This is a genomic window from Vibrio sp. 10N.286.52.F8 (assembly GCF_041468745.1).
Taxonomy (GTDB): domain Bacteria; phylum Pseudomonadota; class Gammaproteobacteria; order Enterobacterales; family Vibrionaceae; genus Vibrio; species Vibrio crassostreae_C.
In genome coordinates this window covers 58,678-79,936 of sequence record NZ_JBFRJF010000032.1, presented here as the reverse complement: position 1 = coordinate 79,936, position 21,259 = coordinate 58,678, and the positions used below count along the sequence as shown (strand labels likewise).

Here is a 21,259-nt window from a genome sequence, read left to right as displayed (position 1 = left end):
TTATGAGCGTCATTAACAACGCCTTGTCTGAATTGGCAAAGAAAAAGTCAGCGACTTCGATTGAAGCGGCAGTCGTACCTAAAGTAAAAACGCGTTCCCCCCTAGTTTGGGTTGTTGCAGGTTTTACGTTGAGCTTAGCGATGGGCGGTTGGGCGATATCGCAAGGCCCTGTGATTGATCAGTCTATTGTTGAGCAGTCAATCTCAACTCGAGATTTACAGGTTCAAGTCTCTGTCGTTGATGATTCAAATGGCATCCAGGAAGCCGCTCAACCTATCTCATCGCCAACTAAGAAATTGGTGACACTAGACTCTGCGATCCTTTCAACAGAAAACACTGCGATGGCAAAAAGCGCTCAATCTAAGCCTAGTGTTTCCGAATCAGTTGTTATGTCTGCCCCAAAAGCGACAAAACAACAAACACCGGCTAAACCTCTAAGCACGCCTAAAACGATTAGGACTGACATCCTCCAACCAGTTTACGTTGCTAGTGTGGCCAAAAAAGATCCTGCGTCTATCTCTAATGAGCCTATAACCTCTGGTGGTTCAGAAAATAGCGGAATGTTGATCGAGCAGGTTGAGTTAACTCCGGAACAGCTATCTGTGAATGCACAAGGTCGAGCTCAGAAAGCGCTTGATGCGAACGATCTTACTGGTGCGTTGAAAGGTTATACCGAGGCGCTGCGTTATACCCCAAGAAATGAAGATGTCCGTCAGAAACTTGCGATTCTCTATTTTGGTAAAGGCGATACTCGCAAAGCCTATGAGCTTTATCAGTCTGGTATCAAGCTCAACATCAACAGTGAAAAACTGCGTTTAGGGTTATCAAAACTGCTGGTAAAAGCGAATCAATCAGAAGCGGCTTTAAGTCCGTTAATACATTTACCACCGAACCCTACCCAAAATTATTTGGCGATGCGTGCGGCCTTGAGTCAAAAGAGTCAGCAAGAAGAAGTGGCATTGGAAAGTTACCAAAAGTTGGTTGAGGTCGATTCAGATAATGCTCGCTGGTGGTTAGGCTTAGCGATTCAGCAAGAACGTCAACTCGATTTCACAGCTGCTAAAGCGTCATACCAAGGTGCGTTAACCAGAGTCGGTATCTCATCTCAATCACAAAGCTTTGTGCGTGACCGGTTAAAAATACTCAATGCTTTAGAGGAGAGCGGCGATGCAAATTAGATTAAGAAAAAGACTTGGTGATTTGCTTGTCGAAGAAGGCATTATCACTGAGGCTCAAGTTGAACAAGCACTGGCCGCTCAGAAAAGTACTGGGCGTAAGCTGGGTGATGCGCTAATTGAGCTTGGCTTCTTGTCAGAACAGCAAATGCTGAGCTTTTTGTCGCAGCAGTTAGCGATTCCTCTTATTGATTTAAGCCGAGCCGTTGTCGATGTTGAAGCAGTACAGCTTTTACCCGAAGTACATGCTCGTCGCCTTCGTGCCTTAGTGATTGGGCGCCAAGGTGACACTTTGCGTGTTGCAATGAGTGACCCTGCGGATCTGTTTGCCCAAGAGTCTTTGCTTGGTCAGCTCGGCGATTACGCGCTTGAATTCGTTGTTGCTCAAGAAAGGCAATTGGTTGATGGCTTCGATCGCTATTATCGAAGAACCAAAGAGATTGCCTCGTTTGCTGAGCAACTTCACGCTGAACACCAAGTTAATGATGCTTTTGATTTCGATATCGCTGAAGAAGACAGTGATGAAGTTACCGTCGTTAAGCTGATCAACTCACTATTTGAAGATGCTATTCAGGTTGGTGCTTCGGATATCCATATCGAGCCAGATTCAAACGTATTGCGTCTTCGTCAGCGTATTGATGGTGTGCTGCATGAAACATTGCTGAATGAAGTGAATATTGCTTCAGCACTTGTACTGCGCTTGAAGCTGATGGCAAACCTCGATATTTCAGAGAAACGTCTTCCTCAAGACGGCCGATTTAATATCCGAGCTAAAGGTCAGTCGGTTGATATTCGTATGTCGACCATGCCGGTACAGCACGGTGAATCAGTGGTTATGCGTCTTCTTAACCAATCAGCGGGCCTACGTAAACTAGAAGAGTCGGGCATACCGAGTGATCTGTTGGTTCGTCTGCGTCAACAATTGCGCCGTCCACATGGCATGATTTTGGTTACCGGCCCAACCGGCTCAGGTAAAACAACAACCTTATACGGCGCGTTAAGTGAATTAAACGAACCGGGTAAAAAGATCATTACTGCGGAAGACCCGGTGGAATACCGCCTACCTCGTGTGAATCAAGTTCAGGTAAACCCTAAGATCAATCTCGATTTCTCTACTATCTTGAGAACCTTTCTACGTCAGGATCCCGATATTATTCTTATCGGTGAGATGCGTGACCACGAAACCGTTGAGATAGGCTTGAGAGCTGCACTGACCGGCCACTTAGTATTAAGTACGTTACATACCAATGATGCGGTAGACAGCGCGTTGCGTATGATGGATATGGGTGCTCCGGGTTACTTGGTCGCGAGCGCTGTTCGAGCAGTAGTCGCACAGCGATTAGTTCGTAAAGTGTGTACAGATTGTAAGGTTGAGGATGAGTTAGATGAACCTCGCAAGCAATGGCTGAGCGTCCGTTTCCCTAACCAAGTAGGTGTGCCGTTTATGAAAGGCCGTGGTTGCCAGAACTGTAACTTAACGGGTTACCGCGGGCGAATTGGTGTATTTGAAATGTTGGAGCTAGAGCAAAACATGATGGATGCACTGAGAGCTAATGATGCGGTAGGTTTTGCTCAAAAGGCGAGACAGTCTGAAAACTATAAACCGTTATTGGCTTCTGCGATGGAATTGGCTCTGCAAGGTGTCGTGAGCCTTGATGAGATAATGCATCTTGGCGAAGGTGATGCGTCCGGTGCCACTGACCCAATTTATCTGTAGGGGTAGAATGATATGCCAACGTATCGTTATGTAGGTCGCAGCTCTGATGGTAGTCAAGTAAGTGGGCAATTAGACGCGAATAACGAAGATCTTGCTGCTGAAAGCTTGATGAGTAAAGGGATCATTCCAACCTCTATCAAACTGGGCAAAAGTGGTGGTTCAGTCTTAGATATGGATGTATCGAGTCTGTTCTTTCCGAGTGTACCGTTAGAGGTGTTGGTTCTGTTTTGTCGACAGTTATACAGCCTAACCAAAGCGGGTGTACCACTATTAAGATCGATGAAAGGCCTCACTCAAAACTGCGAAAATAAGCAGCTGAAAGCCGCCTTGGAAGAGGTGGTTGCTGAGCTAACCAATGGTCGCGGCTTAGCGGCGTCAATGCAGATGCACCCAAAGGTATTCAGTCCGTTGTTTGTCTCGATGATTGGCGTTGGTGAAAACACAGGCCGTCTAGATCAGGCTTTACTGCAATTAGCTGGATATTACGAACAAGAAGTTGAGACTAGCAAACGAATTAAGACTGCGATGCGTTACCCAACATTCGTGATCAGTTTTATCTTGATTGCAATGTTCATTCTTAACATCAAGGTTATTCCACAGTTCTCAAGCATGTTTGCGCGCTTTGGTGTCGACTTGCCGCTGCCTACTCGTATCTTGATTGGTATGTCTGAGTTCTTTGTGAATTACTGGGGCTTAATGCTTGGAGTGATCTTTGGTCTTATCTTCGCTTTTAAAGCTTGGGTGAAGACAGACAAAGGCTTGGAAAAGTGGGATCGATTACGCTTAAAAATGCCGGTCATTGGCGGGGTAGTGAATCGAGCACTGTTGTCACGCTTCTCGCGTACTTTTGCTTTGATGCTTAAAGCGGGTGTTCCACTGAACCAGTCGCTAGCGCTTTCGGCGGAAGCTTTAGATAACCGTTTTCTAGAGTTGCGAGTTCAAGCCATGAAATCGGCCATTGAAGCCGGTAGTACGGTTTCGTCGACCGCGATTAACAGCGAAATTTTCACACCGCTCGTGATACAAATGATCTCCGTCGGTGAAGAGACGGGTCGTATTGATGAGCTATTACTTGAAGTGGCTGATTTTTATGACCGCGAAGTCGATTACGATCTGAAAACCTTAACCGCCAGAATTGAACCCATTTTGTTAACCATCGTTGCAGGCATGGTGTTGATTTTAGCTCTGGGTATTTTCTTGCCGATGTGGGGAATGTTGGATGCAATCAAAGGTTAGGGAATGCTAAATAACCTACAACGCTCACGTTTTGTTATTTGGACTGTGGTTATTCTTTTTCTTATTGTCGGTGTGCTTTCTGCATTCAAAACGGTAGAAGAGGAAGCGACTAACACAGCATTTATCGTCGCGAGCAAGCGGATTCTTGAACAAGCCAATTTGTTCAAACAGCAGTATTTGTTATCGGGTGCTGGGCAAGAAGAAGGCTCGGAACTCCCAAAGATCTACAGCAGAACTGGGTGGGTAATGCCTATCCAAGGTACGGAGCGAGACTGTAATTATTGGCTGGATCAATTATATCCTCAAGGGAGCATTTTAGGGCTAAGCTCTCCAAGAGTTGAAGATAAAAGTGACAACAGACACTTTCACTGTAGTTATCATTATACTGATAAATATCAGGTAGATATATTACTTGAAAGAGAAAGGTTTAGTGTAAAAGCCAATATTTTGGCTTTGTGAAAATATTGACAGTTTTTTTATGGTTTTATACGAGCGCGAATGTATAATGCGCGTTAGCAATTAGATGAGTAGGTAGAAAATGCTTAAAAATCAAAAGGGTTTCTCCCTAGTCGAGTTGGTTATAGTGATTGTTGTCGTTGGTTTATTGGCGGTTGCTGCTTTACCTCGTTTCTTAGATGTGACGGATGCAGCCAAGAAATCAAGTATTGAAGGTGTCGCTGGTGGTTTTGCAACCGCAGTATTATCAGCAAGAGCACAGTGGGAAGCCGAAGCAAGACCATCTGAGAAGATTGGTGTTGAAACATACAATACTGTAAATTATGATGGTGTTGATTTTTGGTTAACAAGATCAAAGAACAGTAACAATGTCGATACCGATTTTAGAGATGGCTACCCATGGACTCTGAACAACGATTCGAGCACTGCACCACAAGATATTTCAGATGAAACCTGTTCTGAGTTGATGGAAAACTTACTGCAAAATCCCCCTAAAGTCGGTGCGGTTTCAGATGTTGCTAGCGACTCAAATTACAAATATTCAGCGCAAGCGAATTCAGGTGATGCAACGTGTACTTACATTCAGTTAGAAGGTAATACCGAGCACCAATTTGTTTACGAAATTAAAACTGGTCGTGTGACCGTAACTTTGCAGTAAGTCTGCGTAAAATTAAACATAGAGAGAGCTTAACTATGAAAAGACAAGGCGGTTTCACCCTAATCGAACTAGTGGTTGTAATTGTTATTCTGGGTATTCTTGCTGTAACTGCGGCACCACGTTTCTTAAATCTGCAAGATGATGCGAAAGAGTCTGCACTTCAAGGTTTAGCTGGTGCTATGAACGGTGCTTCAGGAATTGTATTTGGTAAAGCTGCTATTGCTGGCTTAGAGACTAGTGCTGCAGCTTCAATTACAGAAAACAATGTAACAATAAATACAGTACTAGGTTACCCAGAAGCGTCTTCTGCTGGTATCGGCAATGCGACAGATATGGATGGTTTTGATATCGTTGATCCTGGTGCAGCCGGCGAAGGTGAAACAGTTGCTTATGGTTTTGCTGGTTATTCTGACTTCTGTGTACGTTACACGGCTGCTACATCTAGCGCTCAAGCAACAGCTCGTGTTGTTTCTGGCGCAAATGGCACTTGTCAGTAAAGTTTCCAGACACTTGTAATTTTGTTAGGCCAGCTCCTGCTGGCCTTTTTTCTATCCAATGCACATAAATATCAAAACTATTCATATACATAAGATCGTTAGTTTCGTTATCTTGTATAATCAGTATTCGCTAGGCAGTTAGAGACTTATTATGGATAACAGCCCCCCACCCAAAGGCTTTACTCTGGTAGAGCTGATCATCGTTATCATTATCCTCGGTATTGTTTCCACCTTTGCCGCAAGTCGCTTCGTCGGTACATCTAGCTTTTCTACTTTTACTGCGCAAGAGCAAACCATTTCCGTAATTCGCCAAATCCAAGTCAATCGAATGCAATCGAACGTTTCAGCGGCTAATGACAGTTTTCGCCTTGCTATAAATAGTAACTGTCTAGGTTCTGTCACCGCTTGCAGTTTAAATCTATCGAACAGCGCTCAAAAGTCACAAGCCGATGCGCGTAGTGATTATGTACGTATATCAGACATAACGTTTTCTCCAGCGAATACTGTTATCGACTTTGATTTATTGGGGAACCCTTCAGTAAGTGCTGGAGTGAATATTACTATTAACTCTACTTCTTCAAATAATAGCGCCCAAGTTTGTATTAATTCTCAAGGTTACGTGCGTGAGGGAGCATGTTTATGATGCGCTCCCGTGGCTTCACTCTTATTGAAAGTATTGTGGTGATTATCGTACTGGGCGTTGCTATGGTCACGATTACTAGTTTTTTAGCTCCTCAAGTGGCGGGCTCCGCTGACCCTCAATATCAAAACCGCTCAGTAGCTTTAGGGCAGAGCTTAATGAATCAAATATTGGCACGTGGCTTTGACCATAATAGTGACTTTGACGGAGGGGTAATGCGTTGTGGTGATTTTGAATATAGTGGTTGCACTGATCCCGACAAGCTTGGGGTTGATATTGATGATGGTGAACAAGAAGGTAAGCCAGCAACGTTTAATGACGTGGACGACTATATTGGTTGCTGGTATACGGCTGCGACTGAATCCGCCTGCCTGTCGAGTACTACGAATGAATTAGCCAATATACTTGATGAACAGATAGATGATAGCTATGCCAATTTTCGGGTGGAAGTATCTGTGTTTTACGATGGCAACATGGACGGAATTGATGACAACACAATTGGCCCGATGAAGCGTGTTGAGATACAGATCTTCGGTGGTAATAATCGTTATAACGTCGTTGCTTATAAGGGGAACTACTGATGAAGCAACGTGGTTTTACCTTAATTGAGATGATTGTAACGATTGTCGTCGTAGGTGTGATTGGTTTAGCGATCGCAGGCTTTGTTGAATACGGCATGAAAGGTTATGTCGACACTATCGATAGACAAAAGGTGCAAGTAAAAGGGCAGTTTGTTGTTGAGAAAATGTCGCGAGAAATCAGTCATGCGGTCCCTAATAGTTTTGATTCGAGTATTACTCCGGCTTCGGTTTTTGCTCAAAAATGTCTTACCTTTTACGCTATTAAGTACTCAGGCTTTTATCACCTTGATGAAGCGACAGATGAACTGAATTTTATTATCGGCCAAGACTCCCCAATACTCGATGCAGATGATTTCCTTATTATCAACCCAACCGCGTACTCTGAGTTGGTGGCTGGTTCAACTAAGCGAATTCCAGTTTCGGGCTTGGTTTCAACCGGTAATGTATTTACGGCTCCTTCTATAAGTATTAGTAGCCACTCAATCGCTCAGCGCCACTATATCTACGATGAAAGTGCCTCTGTGAGTTACTGTTTAGTAAACGATACTATTCAGAATCAAGGTCTAATTCAGCGCAATGGAGTGACCGTTGCGGATAGCATCAATTATGCCGACAGTAATTTTCGTTACGAAGAGCCAAGTTTACAAAAAGGTGGCGTGATTCACATCGATCTTGTACTTGAGCAAAACAACGAAGTAAGTGTTTACCAACAAGATGTGCAGGTACTTAATGCGCCATAGTAAATCATCTCAAAAAGGCAGTGTTTTGGTCGTCGCAGTATTTGTTATTGTGGTGATGGGCTTCCTCGCGACTTCTTTAGTGCAAGTTCAGTGGTCAAATCACGATACATTGACACGTAAACAACTGGGAACTCAGGCTTGGCTTTTAGCGCATTCTGCAAATGAGTGGGCACTTACTCAAGTTTATCCATTAACGGTTTCGCCTGCGGTCTCAACCAGTGTGAGCACCGTGTGTAGTAACTTGAACTCAAATCAAGTGAGTAGTGGTATGTCGACCATCTGTACTGTTGACCAATTAACCTGCCGTCAAATTGGTACTTTAGATGGTGTTGGCTTTTTCAAAATTGAATCAACAGCCATTTGTGGTTCAGGTCTTAACCAAGTGCAACGTAATCAAGAAGTGTGGGTGAAGGAGTCAATACGATGAAAGCATGTAGATATATTTTAGTTGCCTGTTTCTGCCTATTCCCTTTGATCGCGACAGCGTCGACTTGTAACGTAGATCCGAGCGGTGAATTTAAAATATCATTTAATATCAATTCCGCCCAGCTTGTTGAATCTGTGTTTGCAGAGCAAGAGCCCGGAAATAACCGCCCGGAATACACCATCTGGACCAATGATATTAATGAGCCTACGGTGGGAGATACGCCCTTTATTCGCGATCCTCGTTACATGGTTGGTGGGGGAGACTATAGTGTTCAACTGATTTATCAGCCGGGAGCGGGAAATGATGCCGGAACCGCAGACTACTACGTTGACGATGGGCAGGGTTTTACTTTTTTAGGCAATTACCCCGCAGACTTTAAAGGTATTCACCCGCAAAGCGTCGATATTAATAGTGGGGACAGTACTGAACTAGAATGTGACAGCTCGGATATCGAGCCACCGCCGGTTTATTCAAACGATGCTCAGTATGAATTTGGTATCGTTCAGTGCTCTGGTGGAGAATGTAAGATCCCACTGACTCAGTCTTATACCAACACGCCACTGGTGTTTGTGATGCCAACCATTGATTCAAGTGCCCCTGACGCGGATGCTCCTGCAACGTTAATGGTTACCGAGGTAAGCAAAACCGAAGCGACCATCAAGCAGATTAAGGCGCCAAAGAATGGCGGTGGTTCAGATTTAGATAGCCAACCGATAACAGAAGTCAGTTACCTTGCGATTGAGCCCGGTGTGGCCGATTTTAATGGCCATGAAGTCATAGCGGGTTATTTGAACACCGATGCAGCCAGTGCTAAATCAGGCTCAAATAGTAATGATAGAGTCCTTTATAGCGATTTTGGCGGAGCTGGCTTTTCTTCTAATCCGGTGGTATTGCATCAAATTCAAACTCGAAATAACAATGATAAATGGATGACCTCTGGCAAGGTTAGGCGAACCGATGAAACGTCATACATTGATTTGTTTTTGGAGCTAAGTGCTTCTCACCGCAGTAACGATGATTATGACGATGAGAAGATCGCGTTTTTAGCGACGTTAGCCACCAATACTAACCTTGATGTTGATGGTTTTAAGGTTCAATTTGCAAGAGGGTATGATACGCCAAGTCAAAGCGGTAATGACCCAATGTTGGATGGCTGTGAGGATAAGTATGCTACCACCTCTCTAACGAATATTGACGGGATCATAGCTAATAAACAAGAGAGGGCTGGTGGACACGGAGGCTGGCTACGTCGATGTAACATTAACACGAACCAAGTTAGCTTTGTTGTAGATGAGGACTTTAGAGACCGCACGCATATTCCGGAAGAAGTGGGTTACTTTGCGTTTGAGTTACCTGAGGTGGTTCCTGTTGCCAACGTGTGTAACTTGTTTCCCGAGCCCATTCAGAGTTGGACTGGTGTGAATAGCTCATTGACGGTTACCAGCCAGCAAACAAAATTTAGCGGCTGGTCTAATAACTATATTAATCAATCTTTAAAAAAGGTCTCTGAAGGCTATGAGCTCTTTAATGATAAATGGACAACTAAAGATGACTTTTTATTATTGGGTTTTGATGATGCGAGTGAGTTTTATCATATTTATAATTTTCCAGTGTGTGATGAACATCAATGTGATGTTGGTAATAATGATAGCCAACTTGAATTAAGAAAGATTAAAGGCAGTTACGTAACCTCTATTGCAGAAAAAAATCCATCAGAAAGTTTAACCATTACGGGCAAGGCTTCGGATATTTTGCAGAGCTGCGGAGCGGACTCAGATATATGTTCTTACCAAATTAACGGTGAAACAATAGATGTTTTCATTGAGAGTAACTTGTCTAAGCTCGTTATCAACAAGCAGGGGAATGATTATAATCTAGTTCGAGTCGTCTTAGATGAAGACAGTTATATCTCAGATGTTAAAGTTAGTGGAGGGGCGGGTGTAGAACTGGTTTTTCCTGATAATTCCACGGTGACCTTTGATAATTATGAGCATGATGCAGGAGATTTGGTATATGCCTTTGAGGGCAACTCTCAAATAAATGTGATAACACGTATGAAGTTTAACTTGGCAGTTGATATACAATCTGACTTCGCTTATCCCATTATATACGCTCCTAAAGGTGAGGTCATATTTGACGTTGGGAACTCTACTTTCAAAGGATTTATTCTCGCAGATACTGTAGATTTAAATCAGACAGCTATTCATGGTGCCGTGACAGCGAGAGTCGCCGTGCTTGATAATGGTGTAACGATAATCAAACCTGATTATTCTTGTGAACCCCCAGTACAGCAAGGATTATTGGTTGTAGAACCTCAACAATTATATAGCCTAACCTGTGAGCGAATTCCGGTTGAGTTTCGCCTAGAAGAGAATGGCGAATTGGTCGACTCTAATGAGCAGTTTGAAGCGACGGTAACCCCAACGGGAACGCGATGGTGTACGGGTGAAGCTAACAATGCGTGTGAAACTCCGGATTATACGTTTGATGGTGGCATTCGAACCTTGTATTTAGACTCTGATACGGTTGGTAGTTTCAGTGTTGGGGGAGTCTACGATTCAGAGCCCGCAACATCGACACAAGTTTTTTATGTGCCCTATAAGTTTGATACAAGCCCAAGCCAAATACATATGAATGCAGCTCAAGACTCTCAAGAGTTAGTGGTAGAGGTGACGGCTCAAGCTTGTGATCAAGGCGTTGTTAGCCCAGTAAATGGCTATACTAAAAACTTATCATTTGATGCTTCTAAAGATTACTTTCTTGAAATGCCTACCCCTGAAGATGGATCACTTGATGACTTCTCAGTTACAGATCTAAATTTTGATAATGGTGGTGCTACAACTGAAGTAAATTGGAGCAATGTTGGGCAAGTTAATGTAGTTATCAATGATCCTAGCTTTGATTGTTCTGAAATTGAAGGGTGTCCTATTTATGAACAGCCTGATTCCGCAAGTTCGGGGTTGGTTGGTAGCTTTGTTGTCAAATCTAAACCTTATGAGTTTGCTGTATGTACTGATAGCGATTCAAGTGGAACGAGTACAGAATCCAGTAGTAGTGGCTTTGTTGCAGCGGGGGAGAGCTTTGATGTGGACGTGAAACCCATGATTACCGGAGCTAATGTAAATTCCGTATGTTCAAATAATGTAGGTGTTCCTTCGAATTATTTTGTGTCTCAAGCTTCGATCAGTGTTTCCCATTATTTAGACACACCAAGTGAGGGTGTACTTGGCTATTTGATGCCCGACACGATATCTCCGAGTATTTCAATTAGTGATCAGTCAAATGGTGGGTACCAACTTGATGGGTTAACCTACTCAGAGGTAGGAAGTTTTGAATTGGTTGCAATTGAAACGGGTAACTTTTATAGCACCATTGCCCCTCCAAATGGTGATTCAGGTGTCACTGGGTCTAAAACTATCGGCCGTTTTTACCCCAAATACTTCATGCAAGGTGACCCTGAGTGGAATGTTACAAATCAAAATAATATTGCGTACCTAAGTCAACCTTATGATTCTACAGTTCACCAAGTGTATCCAATGGCATCAGGTGAGAGCGATACGGATAATGCGCTCAATAACTACAGGTTCTTCAGTTCAGACCTGCAAGCTAGTTTTGGTATTCTGGATGACACCAGTATAGATAATGATTTCTTGCTAGATACGGACGCTGGGTCTTGGTCTGTTGATCGTAAACATTGGTTACTGAATGACAATGCAGCTGAGCTGCAAAGAGTTACGGATTCAGATGACGTTAGCCGCAGAGATGGTCCTTTCAATACCAGTGATGCTAGCTCAATAGCCACTAATTTTGGTTTAACAGTGACAGGAGTTGATCCTGTGTCATTTACGGATTCAGACCCTGTTACCGATTCAGCTGCATTCCCAGTTCAACCTCCTGCCCGATATGGTCGAATGGCGCTCGATGATATTGGTGGTAATTCTGATACTACTCTAACTATTCCATTGCGCGCTGAGTTCTGGGATGGCAGCGAGTTTATTGTTAACGAGGATGATGACCGCAGTACCTTCAATGGGGCTAATACTTGCAAACAAGTTATTTGGCACAGTGAAGAGGCGGCAACCACTTTAGTTTCACTTAACGGTAGTGGAAATGTGGATGATGGAGAAGAAGAGGTCACAGCAAATCAAAATACGCCAGCAGGAACAGACGCGCCACGTGAGCAAGTTCGTCTGTGGTTAAGAATGGATGACTCTGAGCCTGATAGCGATGGCGGAAATAACATCTCATGTAGTGGCAGTGATCAAGATCAACCATGGCTACGTTACAACTGGCGCCAACTGGGTGATGAAGATCCCTCCACCGTCGTCACATTTGGTATCTACCGTGGTAACGATCGTGTGATCTACCGAGGTGAAAGTGGCTTAACAGGTCAGTAATAATATAATTTTTGCCCCTTAAGTTAGGAATCTGTAAGAAATTGCGGGTTTCAGTCCATGTTTGTACTTCAATGCCTTGCCGTAACAGCAAGGCATTGGTACATTTAGTGCAATTTTTGTCTTCTAATTCTTGCAGGATGAGCGAAGAATATGTTTAAAAAACTTCGTGGCATGTTTTCAAACGACCTATCGATTGATTTAGGTACAGCCAATACCCTTATTTATGTAAAAGGCCAAGGCATTGTTCTTGATGAGCCTTCAGTTGTAGCTATTCGCCAAGATCGTGCGGGTTCTGCAAAGAGTGTCGCTGCTGTTGGCCACGCTGCTAAGCAAATGCTTGGTCGTACGCCTGGTAACATTTCAGCGATCCGTCCAATGAAAGATGGCGTAATTGCTGATTTCTACGTAACGGAAAAAATGCTTCAGCACTTCATTAAACAAGTGCATGACAACAGTGTGCTTAAACCAAGTCCTCGTGTTTTGGTTTGTGTACCTTGTGGTTCAACACAGGTTGAGCGTCGTGCTATCCGTGAATCAGCGTTAGGTGCTGGTGCTCGTGAGGTTTACCTAATCGATGAGCCTATGGCTGCTGCGATTGGTGCTGGCCTACGTGTCTCTGAGCCAACAGGTTCAATGGTTGTTGATATCGGTGGTGGTACTACTGAAGTTGCGGTTATCTCACTGAACGGTGTGGTTTACTCGTCTTCTGTTCGCATTGGTGGTGACCGTTTTGATGAAGCGATCATCAACTACGTTCGTCGTAACTACGGCAGCTTGATCGGTGAAGCGACAGCAGAGAAGATCAAACACGAAATCGGTTCAGCTTACCCTGGCGATGAAGTCGAAGAGATCGAAGTTCGTGGTCGTAACCTTGCTGAAGGTGTGCCTCGTAGCTTTAGCCTAAACTCAAACGAAATCCTTGAAGCACTTCAAGAACCTCTATCTGGCATCGTATCTGCAGTCATGGTTGCACTTGAACAGTGTCCACCAGAGCTGGCTTCTGATATCTCAGAAAACGGTATGGTACTAACAGGTGGTGGTGCACTGCTTAAAGACCTTGATCGCCTGTTAACAGAAGAAACAGGTATCCCTGTTGTTGTTGCAGAAGAGCCATTAACGTGTGTTGCTCTAGGTGGCGGTAAAGCTCTAGAGATGATCGACATGCACGGCGGCGATCTGTTCAGCGAAGAATAATATCTAGTGTTAGGCTCTTTTCTTATCTAGTTTTATGTAAAGAGCCTAGGACCTTGTCTATAGGATCAAATGTAGCTCTAGGACCAAATATAGAATGAAGCCAATTTTTGGTAGAGGTCCCTCTCTACAATTGCGCCTGTTTTTTGCTGTAATTTTATCAGCCAGCCTTATGCTGGCTGATAGTCGTTTAGATGCTTTCTCAAATGTTCGCTATCTATTAAACAGCATGGTTGCGCCTATTCAATATGCAGCCAACTTGCCTCGCACTATGTTCGATGGTGTTTACGACCGTTTTAGCACTCGCAAAGGGTTAATTGAATCTAACCATAATATTAAACGAGAAGTCTTGCGTCTGAAGAGCGAGCTGATTCTGCTTGAGCAATATCAAGAAGAAAACAAGCGCCTTCGTAAGCTGTTAGGCTCGCCGTTTATCCGTGATGAGAAGAAAGTCGTCACAGAAGTTATGGCGGTAGACACTTCACCATATCGCCATCAAGTCGTGATCGACAAAGGTCAGATTGATGGGGTGTATGAAGGTCAGCCGGTGATCAACGAAAAAGGCATTGTCGGCCAAGTCACTTTCGTTGCTGCTCATAATAGTCGTGTATTACTACTCACTGATGCAAACAATGCGATTCCTGTTCAGGTTATTCGTAATGACATCCGTGTGATTGCTTCGGGCAATGGCATGATTGATGAGATCCAGCTAGAGCACATTCCAACCAGTACCGATATACAAGAAGAAGATCTGTTGGTGACATCAGGTCTTGGTGGGGTATATCCAGAAGGTTATCCAGTCGCCTATGTTACGGCCGTTGATTACGACCCGAAACGTGAGTTCGCTGTGATTAAAGCAGAGCCTGTGGTTGAGTTCGATAAGCTCAGATACCTGCTGCTTGTATGGCCTGATGAAAACAAACAGATGCAAGCGGATCAATCGAGCATAGAACAAGCATTGTTAGAGGGCGAAGATGGCCAATAGCGTTTTGAGAAGCAAGGTAGTAATTTTCTGCTCATTTTTAATAGCACTGATTCTGCAGACGATCCCTTGGCCTGGTAGCTTAGATTTATTTAGACCATCTTGGTTACTGCTGGTTACGTGTTACTGGGTTTTGGCTCTACCGCATCGTGTTAACGTGGGTAGTGCTTTGATTTTAGGCTTATTGTGGGACCTTTTGATCGGCTCTACTCTGGGTATTCGAGGCATGATGATGGCAATAGTGATGTACATTATTGCGATGAACTTCCTCGTCATTCGTAACATGGCGTTATGGCAGCAAGCGATGATAATTGCCGCGTTAACGGTCTTGTTTGAGGTGTTGATCTTCTTTGGTGAATATTTGATCCAAGATGTTGTTTTCAATCCGTTATCGTTATGGAGCGCATTGATAAACTGTATACTTTGGCCTTGGATGTTTTTATTAATGAGACGCGTGCGTCGCCATTGGCATGTGAGGTAGCGTGACGATGGAAAAGAAACATTTAGTTTTGGCATCCGGCTCTCCACGCCGCAAAGAATTGCTATCTCAACTCGGTTATGAGTTTTCTGTCCTCGTAACCGATGTTGAAGAGTGTAAACACGCTCAAGAAACCGCCGAAGAATATGTTAAGCGACTATCTTTAGATAAAGCTTTAGCTGCGTTGTCTTTATTGAAAGATAACCCTTCTGAAAGGCAGCATGTCGTTCCTAGTTCTGATACTGTAGATAATGGCTCTGATATAGTCGTTCTTGGTTCTGATACCGTCGTTGTTAGTCAAGGGCAAGTACTTGAGAAGCCCTGCGATTTTGCTGACTCTAAGCGTATGCTTACTCAGTTAGCGAATGAACGTCACCAAGTGATGACGGCGGTTTCTGTGGTTTCAGAAGAAAAACAAAGAACAGAAATCATTATTACCGACGTATGGTTTAAACCCCTCAGTGAAAAAGAAATAGAACAATACTGGCAAACAGGGGAGCCATGCGATAAAGCCGGTAGCTATGGGATCCAAGGTTTGGGCGGACGCTTTGTTACCCGAATTGAAGGTAGTTATTACGCCGTTGTCGGCTTACCTTTATTTGAAACGGACCAGCTACTGCAAGAATTCTTATAATTACTAACCTGAGGTGCACCATGAGTGCTGAATTGTTGCTGAACGTGACCCCGAGTGAAACTCGTGTGGCCATGATTGAAGGGGGGGCTCTTCAAGAGATCCATGTCGAACGAGATGCTCGACGCGGTATCGTAGGAAATATCTATAAAGGACGTGTAAGCCGTGTTCTTCCGGGAATGCAGGCGGCTTTTGTGGATATAGGCCTTGAGAAAGCAGCTTTTTTACACGCCTCTGATATTGTCCCACACACTGAATGTGTCGCTGAAAACGAAAAGAAACAATTTCAGGTTCGTGATATTTCAGAGCTTGTCCGTCAAGGGCAAGACATTGTGGTGCAAGTGGTCAAAGACCCTCTTGGTACTAAAGGTGCTCGCTTAACCACTGATATCACTCTACCGTCTCGTTATCTGGTATTTATGCCGGGCGCAAGTCATGTTGGTGTATCTCAACGTATCGACAGCGAGTCTGAACGTAACCGTCTTAAAAAAGTCGTGTCTCGTTACTGTGACGAACACGGTGGCTTCATCATCCGCACAGCAGCAGAAGGTGCAGATTCAAATGAGTTGGCACAAGATGCCGCATTCTTGAAGCGATTATGGCTAAAAGTATTAGAGCGTCGTGGTAAGCACAAGGCGCGTACTCGTTTGTATGGTGAGCTTTGCTTAAGCCAACGTATCTTACGTGACTTCGTCGGTACTGAGCTGAGCAAGATTCAGGTCGATTCTCGTCTAGAATATGAAAACCTAAAAGAGTTTACCTCTGAATACGTGCCTGAGCTGACAGACAAGCTTGAGCTGTATGAAGGTGATAAGCCTATCTTTGATATGTACGATACCGAGAACGAAATTCAGCGTTCATTGGATCGTAAAGTCGAATTAAAGTCTGGTGGATATCTGATTATCGACCAAACTGAAGCGATGACCACGGTTGATATCAACACTGGCGCGTTTGTTGGTCGTCGTAATCTAGAAGAGACGATTTTCAACACCAATGTAGAAGCGACTCAAGCGATTGCTCGTCAGCTGCGTCTACGTAACTTAGGTGGCATCATCATTATCGACTTTATTGATATGTTGTCTGAGGAACATCGTAAGCGAGTACTAACTTCTTTAGAGGCTGCGCTCGACAAAGACCGTGTGAAAACCAATATTAATGGCTTCACGCAGCTTGGGTTGGTTGAGATGACTCGTAAACGTACTCGTGAAAGTATTGAGCATATCCTATGTTCGAGCTGTCCTGCTTGTGAAGGCCGCGGCAGTGTGAAGACAGTTGAAACCGTTTGTTATGAAATTCTTCGAGAGATCACGCGAGTGAATCGTGCGTACGACGCCGATAAATTTGTGGTCTATGCGGCAGCTGCCGTAGCTGAGGCGTTAGAGGGCGATGAATCTCATGCGCTTGCGGAGCTTGAAGTCTTTATTGGTAAGCAAGTTAAAATCCAGGCTGAGCCTCTGTACATACAAGAGCAGTTTGATGTTGTTATGATGTAATGGAAATTTTGTGAGCTCAAGCGTTACTCTGATTCTACGTGCATGTTTATGGTTAGTGGTTACTCTCTTAGTAACGCTAGCCATTGCCGTTACTACACTGCGTGTAGCCTTGCCCAATTTAAACAAGTATCAATCTGAAATTGAGCTTTGGGTAAACCAACACTCCGGTTTTGATTTTTCGATTCAAGATGTGGGCGGTTTTTGGCGTAACACTCACCCCTCTATTGCTCTGCAAGGCGTTAAAGCTAGCCTCCCCAATGCAGAAGATGTGACCTTCTCTGTTGAGCGTGTTGAAGTCGAGTTTGACTTGATTCAATCGCTCGTGCAGATGCGCCCGGTTGTGGCCGATCTAGTCATGAATCAAATGTATCTTGATATCCGCTCAATTGATCTGTTTGCCGGACAAAATGGCAAAGACGAACCTACAGATCCCGAGTCTTCCAAGCGAGTGATACAAGAGCTCGATAATTTACTGCTAAAAACACTCGTCGATGTAACTGCAAAAGATTCTTCTATTCTTTATCACTCTGTTTCGGGTGAAGAACGTCAGCTCGATATAGAAACCTTAAAATGGCAAAATTCAGACAAACATCACCTTGCTGAAGGTGTGGTGAGTATCAAAGATGCCAATCTAAACTCTCTGTCAGTGAGTGCTAACTTTATTGATGGTGGGTCACTGACTGATGTGACTGGTGAGTTTTATGTCAGTGCCGACAGCATTTCTGTTAAGCCATGGCTTACGCATTATATGCAGGCGGAATCCGGCATTGAAACGGGTACTGTGAGCTTGAATAGCTGGCTTACGCTGCGAAATAGCAAGCCAGTGAGCGCTTATGTTGAGGTTTTACCCTCAGAACTGGCGTGGAACGAAGGTGGCGAGCATGACCTCATGCTTGAGTCCGGTGTCTTTAAGTTGTCGCCGACTGATGATGGTTGGCAAGTAAATGGTCACTCACTAAACCTTAGAACGGATGACACACCTTGGCCGGAACTCGACGTAGCGTTCAAGTGGAATCAAGGTCCATGGCAACTCAACATTTCTGAGCTGGATATTGCGACTATTACTCCGTTGATTAAGCTGCTGCCTGACTCTGAACAATCAACCAAAATGATTAACGTATTGGCGCCGGGCGGCTCTGTTTCTGATATCCGTGTTTCCATGGGTTCGGGAATTGACAGTTTACGTTATTCAGCCAGTTTTTCTGATCTTGCTATCGAGCAGTGGGAACTAGTCCCAGGCTTTAGCCAAGTGTCTGGTAGTGTGTTTGGTTCGGCCTCGGAAGCGAAAGCTAGCCTGCATGTTATTGACGATGTGTTCCCTTATGGTGACGTATTCCAAGCTCCTTTGAATATCAAACAGGGTCAGGTTGATATTGTTTGGCAGCAAGATGAAAACGGCTGGAAGCTGTGGTCAGACAAAATCACAGCTGCCACCCCCGATTTACAAGTACTAGGCGCATTCCGCTTAGACTTCCCAAAAGATGCGAGCCCGTTTTTATCCTTCTACGGCGAAGCGGACGCTTACAATGTCGGTGAAACATGGCGCTACTTACCTACACTGGCTCTTGGGCAAGATCTAACAGACTACCTTTCAACTGCGATTCAAGCCGGTAAAGCGGATACCGTAAAACTGTTGTGGCATGGTGATTTGTCTCAATATCCATACACTAACCACGATGGTATTTTCCAGGTTTGGGTTGGCTTAGAAGATGCGAAATTCAGCTTTGATACCGCGTGGCCACTGATTACTGATCTTCAGCTTGATCTGTTGTTTGAAAATGATGCGATGCATCTGGATTCTCGCTCAGCTCAACTGATGGATGTGACGGCAGATCGAATCACAGGACGCATTCCTTATTTAGGGGAAGGCGGCCATATTGAAATTGAAGCTAAAGCGACGGCGTCTGGCAACGCAGTACGCGATTACATGACGTCTTCGCCACTGGTGGGCTCGGTAGGCGCAGCCTTAACCGCACTTCAAGTGAGTGGTGATGTCTCTTCTGAGTTCCAGCTGAATATTCCGTTTGATTCTGAAAAAGAAGCAAGAGCATGGGGTTACGCCGACTTAAGTGGCAACCATGTTGAGATTGAAGCGCCGCCAATGGTGCTCGAGAACACCACGGGTCGAATTGAATTTGATAATGACGTAGTGACGGCAAATGGCCTCGCTGCGGATCTGCTTAACCAAGGTATCTCGCTTGATTTTAAGGGCCTTAATGATGGTCCTGGCTATGCAGTTGATATTGATGTGTTAGGTGATTGGGACGTCAAGCCTCTAGAACCTTACATCGGTGAGCAATGGTTAAGCCGCTTATCAGGTCATGCGCAATGGCAAAGCCAGATTGATATCCAGCTGAATGATATCGGCTTTACCTACCAACTAGACTTACAGTCAGACCTAAAATACTTGGCGAGTGATTACCCATATCCATTGGCGAAAAAATCACTAGAAAGTGGCTCTGCAAGGCTACAGGCATCGGGTAACCAAGAGACGATTACCGCGCGCCTGCAATTGCCAAACACCAAGTACCAAGCTGAGATTGATATCACAGGCGACGTGCCTGAGTTAACGGCGACCAACTTAGTGCTTGGTCGCGGTGGCTACAAAATTAGCCCGGTGGTGGGCCATCACGCCCTGATTCGTACAGACAAATTCAATGCCGATGATTGGTTATCGGTTGTAATGGAACCGGTAAAGCCTTCAACGGCTGTACTTAGTCAAATGAACACGCCAACCATACCTGCGCCAAGCCGTATTACCTTTGAGAGTAAAGAGCTGATCTTGGGTGGTATCTCTTGGAATGACGTCGATTTTAGTGCTAGTAAGAACAAACAGGCGTGGCAAATGGAAGTGTCTAGCCAAGAGCTAGAAGGGGATATTAACTACCTGCCTCCTTATGATTTGACAGTTTCACTGGATCGTCTGCATCTGTTTGTTCCTGAGTGGAGTGATAAGAACAACCAAGATCAGCAACTGCTGCAACGTAAAGAACAAGCTGCGCCATTGATATCCAAATTGGATAGAGAGATCCACGATGCGATGCCAAACCTGACCCTGACGCTGAACGACTTTTGGCTGCAAGGCTACAAGGTGGGTAAGGTCGATGTTGAAATGACGAGGAACGAAGATCGTATCGAGTGGAACAAAATCCAGGTGCGAAGCGGCGGTAACAAAGCGGATGTGAGTGGCTGGTGGGAACTGCAAGGTGACAAGAGTCATTCATCGTTAACCGTTGATGTTGAAGGTGAAAACAACAGCGAGCTCATGGAGCGCTTTGGTATTACTTCCGGGATTCAAAAAGCGCCATTCGCGTTGGAAGGTCAACTAAATTGGGATGGTTCGCCTTGGGGAATCAAAATGGATACCCTTGATGGCAACGTTAAAACCAAGTTTGGTAAAGGCATTATCTCGGATGTGAGCGGCGCAGCTCGATTACTTGGCCTGTTTAGCCTAGATTCGATCATCCGTAAGATGCAGCTCGATTTCTCAGATGTGTTTGATAAAGGTATGGCCTTCAACAGCATCACCGGAACGGGCGAGATTCAAAATGGTATCTTCCTGACCAATGATCTGAACATGGATGCGGTCGCAGGTGAGATGAAAATCAAAGGTATCGCTAACCTCAACACGCGTCAGGTTGATGCTGAGGTGAACTTTACCCCAGATATTACCTCGGGTATTCCCGTATTAACGGCCTTTGCGGTAACCCCTCAAACGGCGCTGTACGTATTGGCGGTGACCACGGTTATCTCGCCAGTTGTGGAAGTCTTTACCCAAGTAAATTATTCGGTGAAAGGACCATTGGATTCACCAACGGTGAGCGAACTTTCTCGTAGCTCTGGCGAGTTTCAACTGCCAGAGAAGCTGAGAAAATTAGCCGAATAGGCCTTAAATTAGCCGAAAAGACCTTATGCCCGAGTCAGCGAATATACGGTGAAATGCTGATTTCTGAATCATAA

Annotated in this window: 17 protein-coding genes; all 17 read left to right on the top strand. The window is 44.5% G+C overall.

Going from position 1 to position 21,259, the window contains the following annotated elements:
• The first annotated feature begins 2 nt into the window (after positions 1-2).
• The 17 genes from AB4133_RS15750 to AB4133_RS15670 all read left to right on the top strand — a co-directional run bounded on the left by AB4133_RS15750 (position 3) and on the right by AB4133_RS15670 (position 21,185).
• On the top strand, positions 3-1,178 hold the full coding sequence (locus tag AB4133_RS15750) for a tetratricopeptide repeat protein (protein ID WP_372174605.1): 1,176 nt from the start codon (positions 3-5) through the stop codon (positions 1,176-1,178).
• Positions 1,168-2,892, top strand: a complete 1,725-nt coding sequence (locus AB4133_RS15745) for a GspE/PulE family protein (protein WP_017061350.1) — start codon at positions 1,168-1,170, stop codon at positions 2,890-2,892. Before AB4133_RS15750 ends, AB4133_RS15745 begins: the two co-directional genes overlap by 11 nt.
• Positions 2,893-2,904: 12 nt before the next feature.
• Entirely contained in the window at positions 2,905-4,128 is a 1,224-nt protein-coding gene (locus AB4133_RS15740) for a type II secretion system F family protein (RefSeq protein ID WP_372225009.1), read from the top strand.
• 3 nt (positions 4,129-4,131) lie between these two features.
• The gene (locus AB4133_RS15735; protein ID WP_372137836.1) at positions 4,132-4,587 is read left to right on the top strand and encodes an MSHA biogenesis protein MshF; all 456 of its coding nucleotides are present in this window, start codon (positions 4,132-4,134) and stop codon (positions 4,585-4,587) included.
• Between the two features lie 79 nt (positions 4,588-4,666).
• Complete coding sequence (locus AB4133_RS15730; protein WP_372137834.1) at positions 4,667-5,242, top strand: prepilin-type N-terminal cleavage/methylation domain-containing protein; 576 nt, start codon at positions 4,667-4,669, stop codon at positions 5,240-5,242.
• Between the two features lie 35 nt (positions 5,243-5,277).
• The gene (locus AB4133_RS15725) at positions 5,278-5,739 is read left to right on the top strand and encodes a type II secretion system protein (RefSeq protein ID WP_372225007.1); all 462 of its coding nucleotides are present in this window, start codon (positions 5,278-5,280) and stop codon (positions 5,737-5,739) included.
• 151 nt (positions 5,740-5,890) lie between these two features.
• On the top strand, positions 5,891-6,382 hold the full coding sequence (locus tag AB4133_RS15720; RefSeq protein WP_372123332.1) for a prepilin-type N-terminal cleavage/methylation domain-containing protein: 492 nt from the start codon (positions 5,891-5,893) through the stop codon (positions 6,380-6,382).
• Positions 6,379-6,960 (top strand): prepilin-type N-terminal cleavage/methylation domain-containing protein, encoded by a 582-nt coding sequence (locus tag AB4133_RS15715; protein ID WP_017071541.1) that lies wholly within the window; start codon positions 6,379-6,381, stop codon positions 6,958-6,960. Before AB4133_RS15720 ends, AB4133_RS15715 begins: the two co-directional genes overlap by 4 nt.
• Positions 6,960-7,700 (top strand): prepilin-type N-terminal cleavage/methylation domain-containing protein, encoded by a 741-nt coding sequence (locus AB4133_RS15710; RefSeq protein WP_171732387.1) that lies wholly within the window; start codon positions 6,960-6,962, stop codon positions 7,698-7,700. Before AB4133_RS15715 ends, AB4133_RS15710 begins: the two co-directional genes overlap by 1 nt.
• Positions 7,690-8,127, top strand: a complete 438-nt coding sequence (locus tag AB4133_RS15705; protein ID WP_372225004.1) for an MSHA biogenesis protein MshP — start codon at positions 7,690-7,692, stop codon at positions 8,125-8,127. The genes AB4133_RS15710 and AB4133_RS15705 overlap by 11 nt, the downstream gene beginning before the upstream one ends.
• On the top strand, positions 8,124-12,524 hold the full coding sequence (locus tag AB4133_RS15700) for a DUF6701 domain-containing protein (RefSeq protein ID WP_372225002.1): 4,401 nt from the start codon (positions 8,124-8,126) through the stop codon (positions 12,522-12,524). The genes AB4133_RS15705 and AB4133_RS15700 overlap by 4 nt, the downstream gene beginning before the upstream one ends.
• Before the next feature lie 150 nt (positions 12,525-12,674).
• Positions 12,675-13,718, top strand: coding sequence for a rod shape-determining protein (locus AB4133_RS15695; protein WP_017062957.1), 1,044 nt, complete (start codon positions 12,675-12,677; stop codon positions 13,716-13,718).
• A gap of 94 nt (positions 13,719-13,812) precedes the next feature.
• Positions 13,813-14,700, top strand: coding sequence for a rod shape-determining protein MreC (gene mreC, locus AB4133_RS15690; RefSeq protein WP_004735927.1), 888 nt, complete (start codon positions 13,813-13,815; stop codon positions 14,698-14,700).
• On the top strand, positions 14,690-15,178 hold the full coding sequence (mreD, locus tag AB4133_RS15685; RefSeq protein WP_017061361.1) for a rod shape-determining protein MreD: 489 nt from the start codon (positions 14,690-14,692) through the stop codon (positions 15,176-15,178). Before mreC ends, mreD begins: the two co-directional genes overlap by 11 nt.
• Before the next feature lie 7 nt (positions 15,179-15,185).
• Complete coding sequence (locus AB4133_RS15680; RefSeq protein WP_372082783.1) at positions 15,186-15,809, top strand: nucleoside triphosphate pyrophosphatase; 624 nt, start codon at positions 15,186-15,188, stop codon at positions 15,807-15,809.
• A gap of 20 nt (positions 15,810-15,829) precedes the next feature.
• Positions 15,830-17,299, top strand: a complete 1,470-nt coding sequence (gene rng, locus AB4133_RS15675) for a ribonuclease G (RefSeq protein ID WP_017061363.1) — start codon at positions 15,830-15,832, stop codon at positions 17,297-17,299.
• Between the two features lie 10 nt (positions 17,300-17,309).
• On the top strand, positions 17,310-21,185 hold the full coding sequence (locus AB4133_RS15670) for a YhdP family protein (protein WP_372225000.1): 3,876 nt from the start codon (positions 17,310-17,312) through the stop codon (positions 21,183-21,185).
• Positions 21,186-21,259 lie beyond the last annotated feature (74 nt).

Coding starts and splice junctions, on each gene's coding strand:
- AB4133_RS15720 (WP_372123332.1), top strand. CDS start 5,891: ATGGATAACAGCCCCCCACCCAAAGGCTTTACTCTGGTAGAGCTGATC.
- mreD (WP_017061361.1), top strand. CDS start 14,690: ATGGCCAATAGCGTTTTGAGAAGCAAGGTAGTAATTTTCTGCTCATTT.
- AB4133_RS15680 (WP_372082783.1), top strand. CDS start 15,186: ATGGAAAAGAAACATTTAGTTTTGGCATCCGGCTCTCCACGCCGCAAA.
- AB4133_RS15705 (WP_372225004.1), top strand. CDS start 7,690: ATGCGCCATAGTAAATCATCTCAAAAAGGCAGTGTTTTGGTCGTCGCA.
- mreC (WP_004735927.1), top strand. CDS start 13,813: ATGAAGCCAATTTTTGGTAGAGGTCCCTCTCTACAATTGCGCCTGTTT.
- AB4133_RS15735 (WP_372137836.1), top strand. CDS start 4,132: ATGCTAAATAACCTACAACGCTCACGTTTTGTTATTTGGACTGTGGTT.
- AB4133_RS15715 (WP_017071541.1), top strand. CDS start 6,379: ATGATGCGCTCCCGTGGCTTCACTCTTATTGAAAGTATTGTGGTGATT.
- AB4133_RS15730 (WP_372137834.1), top strand. CDS start 4,667: ATGCTTAAAAATCAAAAGGGTTTCTCCCTAGTCGAGTTGGTTATAGTG.
- AB4133_RS15700 (WP_372225002.1), top strand. CDS start 8,124: ATGAAAGCATGTAGATATATTTTAGTTGCCTGTTTCTGCCTATTCCCT.
- AB4133_RS15745 (WP_017061350.1), top strand. CDS start 1,168: ATGCAAATTAGATTAAGAAAAAGACTTGGTGATTTGCTTGTCGAAGAA.
- AB4133_RS15740 (WP_372225009.1), top strand. CDS start 2,905: ATGCCAACGTATCGTTATGTAGGTCGCAGCTCTGATGGTAGTCAAGTA.
- rng (WP_017061363.1), top strand. CDS start 15,830: ATGAGTGCTGAATTGTTGCTGAACGTGACCCCGAGTGAAACTCGTGTG.
- AB4133_RS15725 (WP_372225007.1), top strand. CDS start 5,278: ATGAAAAGACAAGGCGGTTTCACCCTAATCGAACTAGTGGTTGTAATT.
- AB4133_RS15695 (WP_017062957.1), top strand. CDS start 12,675: ATGTTTAAAAAACTTCGTGGCATGTTTTCAAACGACCTATCGATTGAT.
- AB4133_RS15750 (WP_372174605.1), top strand. CDS start 3: ATGAGCGTCATTAACAACGCCTTGTCTGAATTGGCAAAGAAAAAGTCA.
- AB4133_RS15710 (WP_171732387.1), top strand. CDS start 6,960: ATGAAGCAACGTGGTTTTACCTTAATTGAGATGATTGTAACGATTGTC.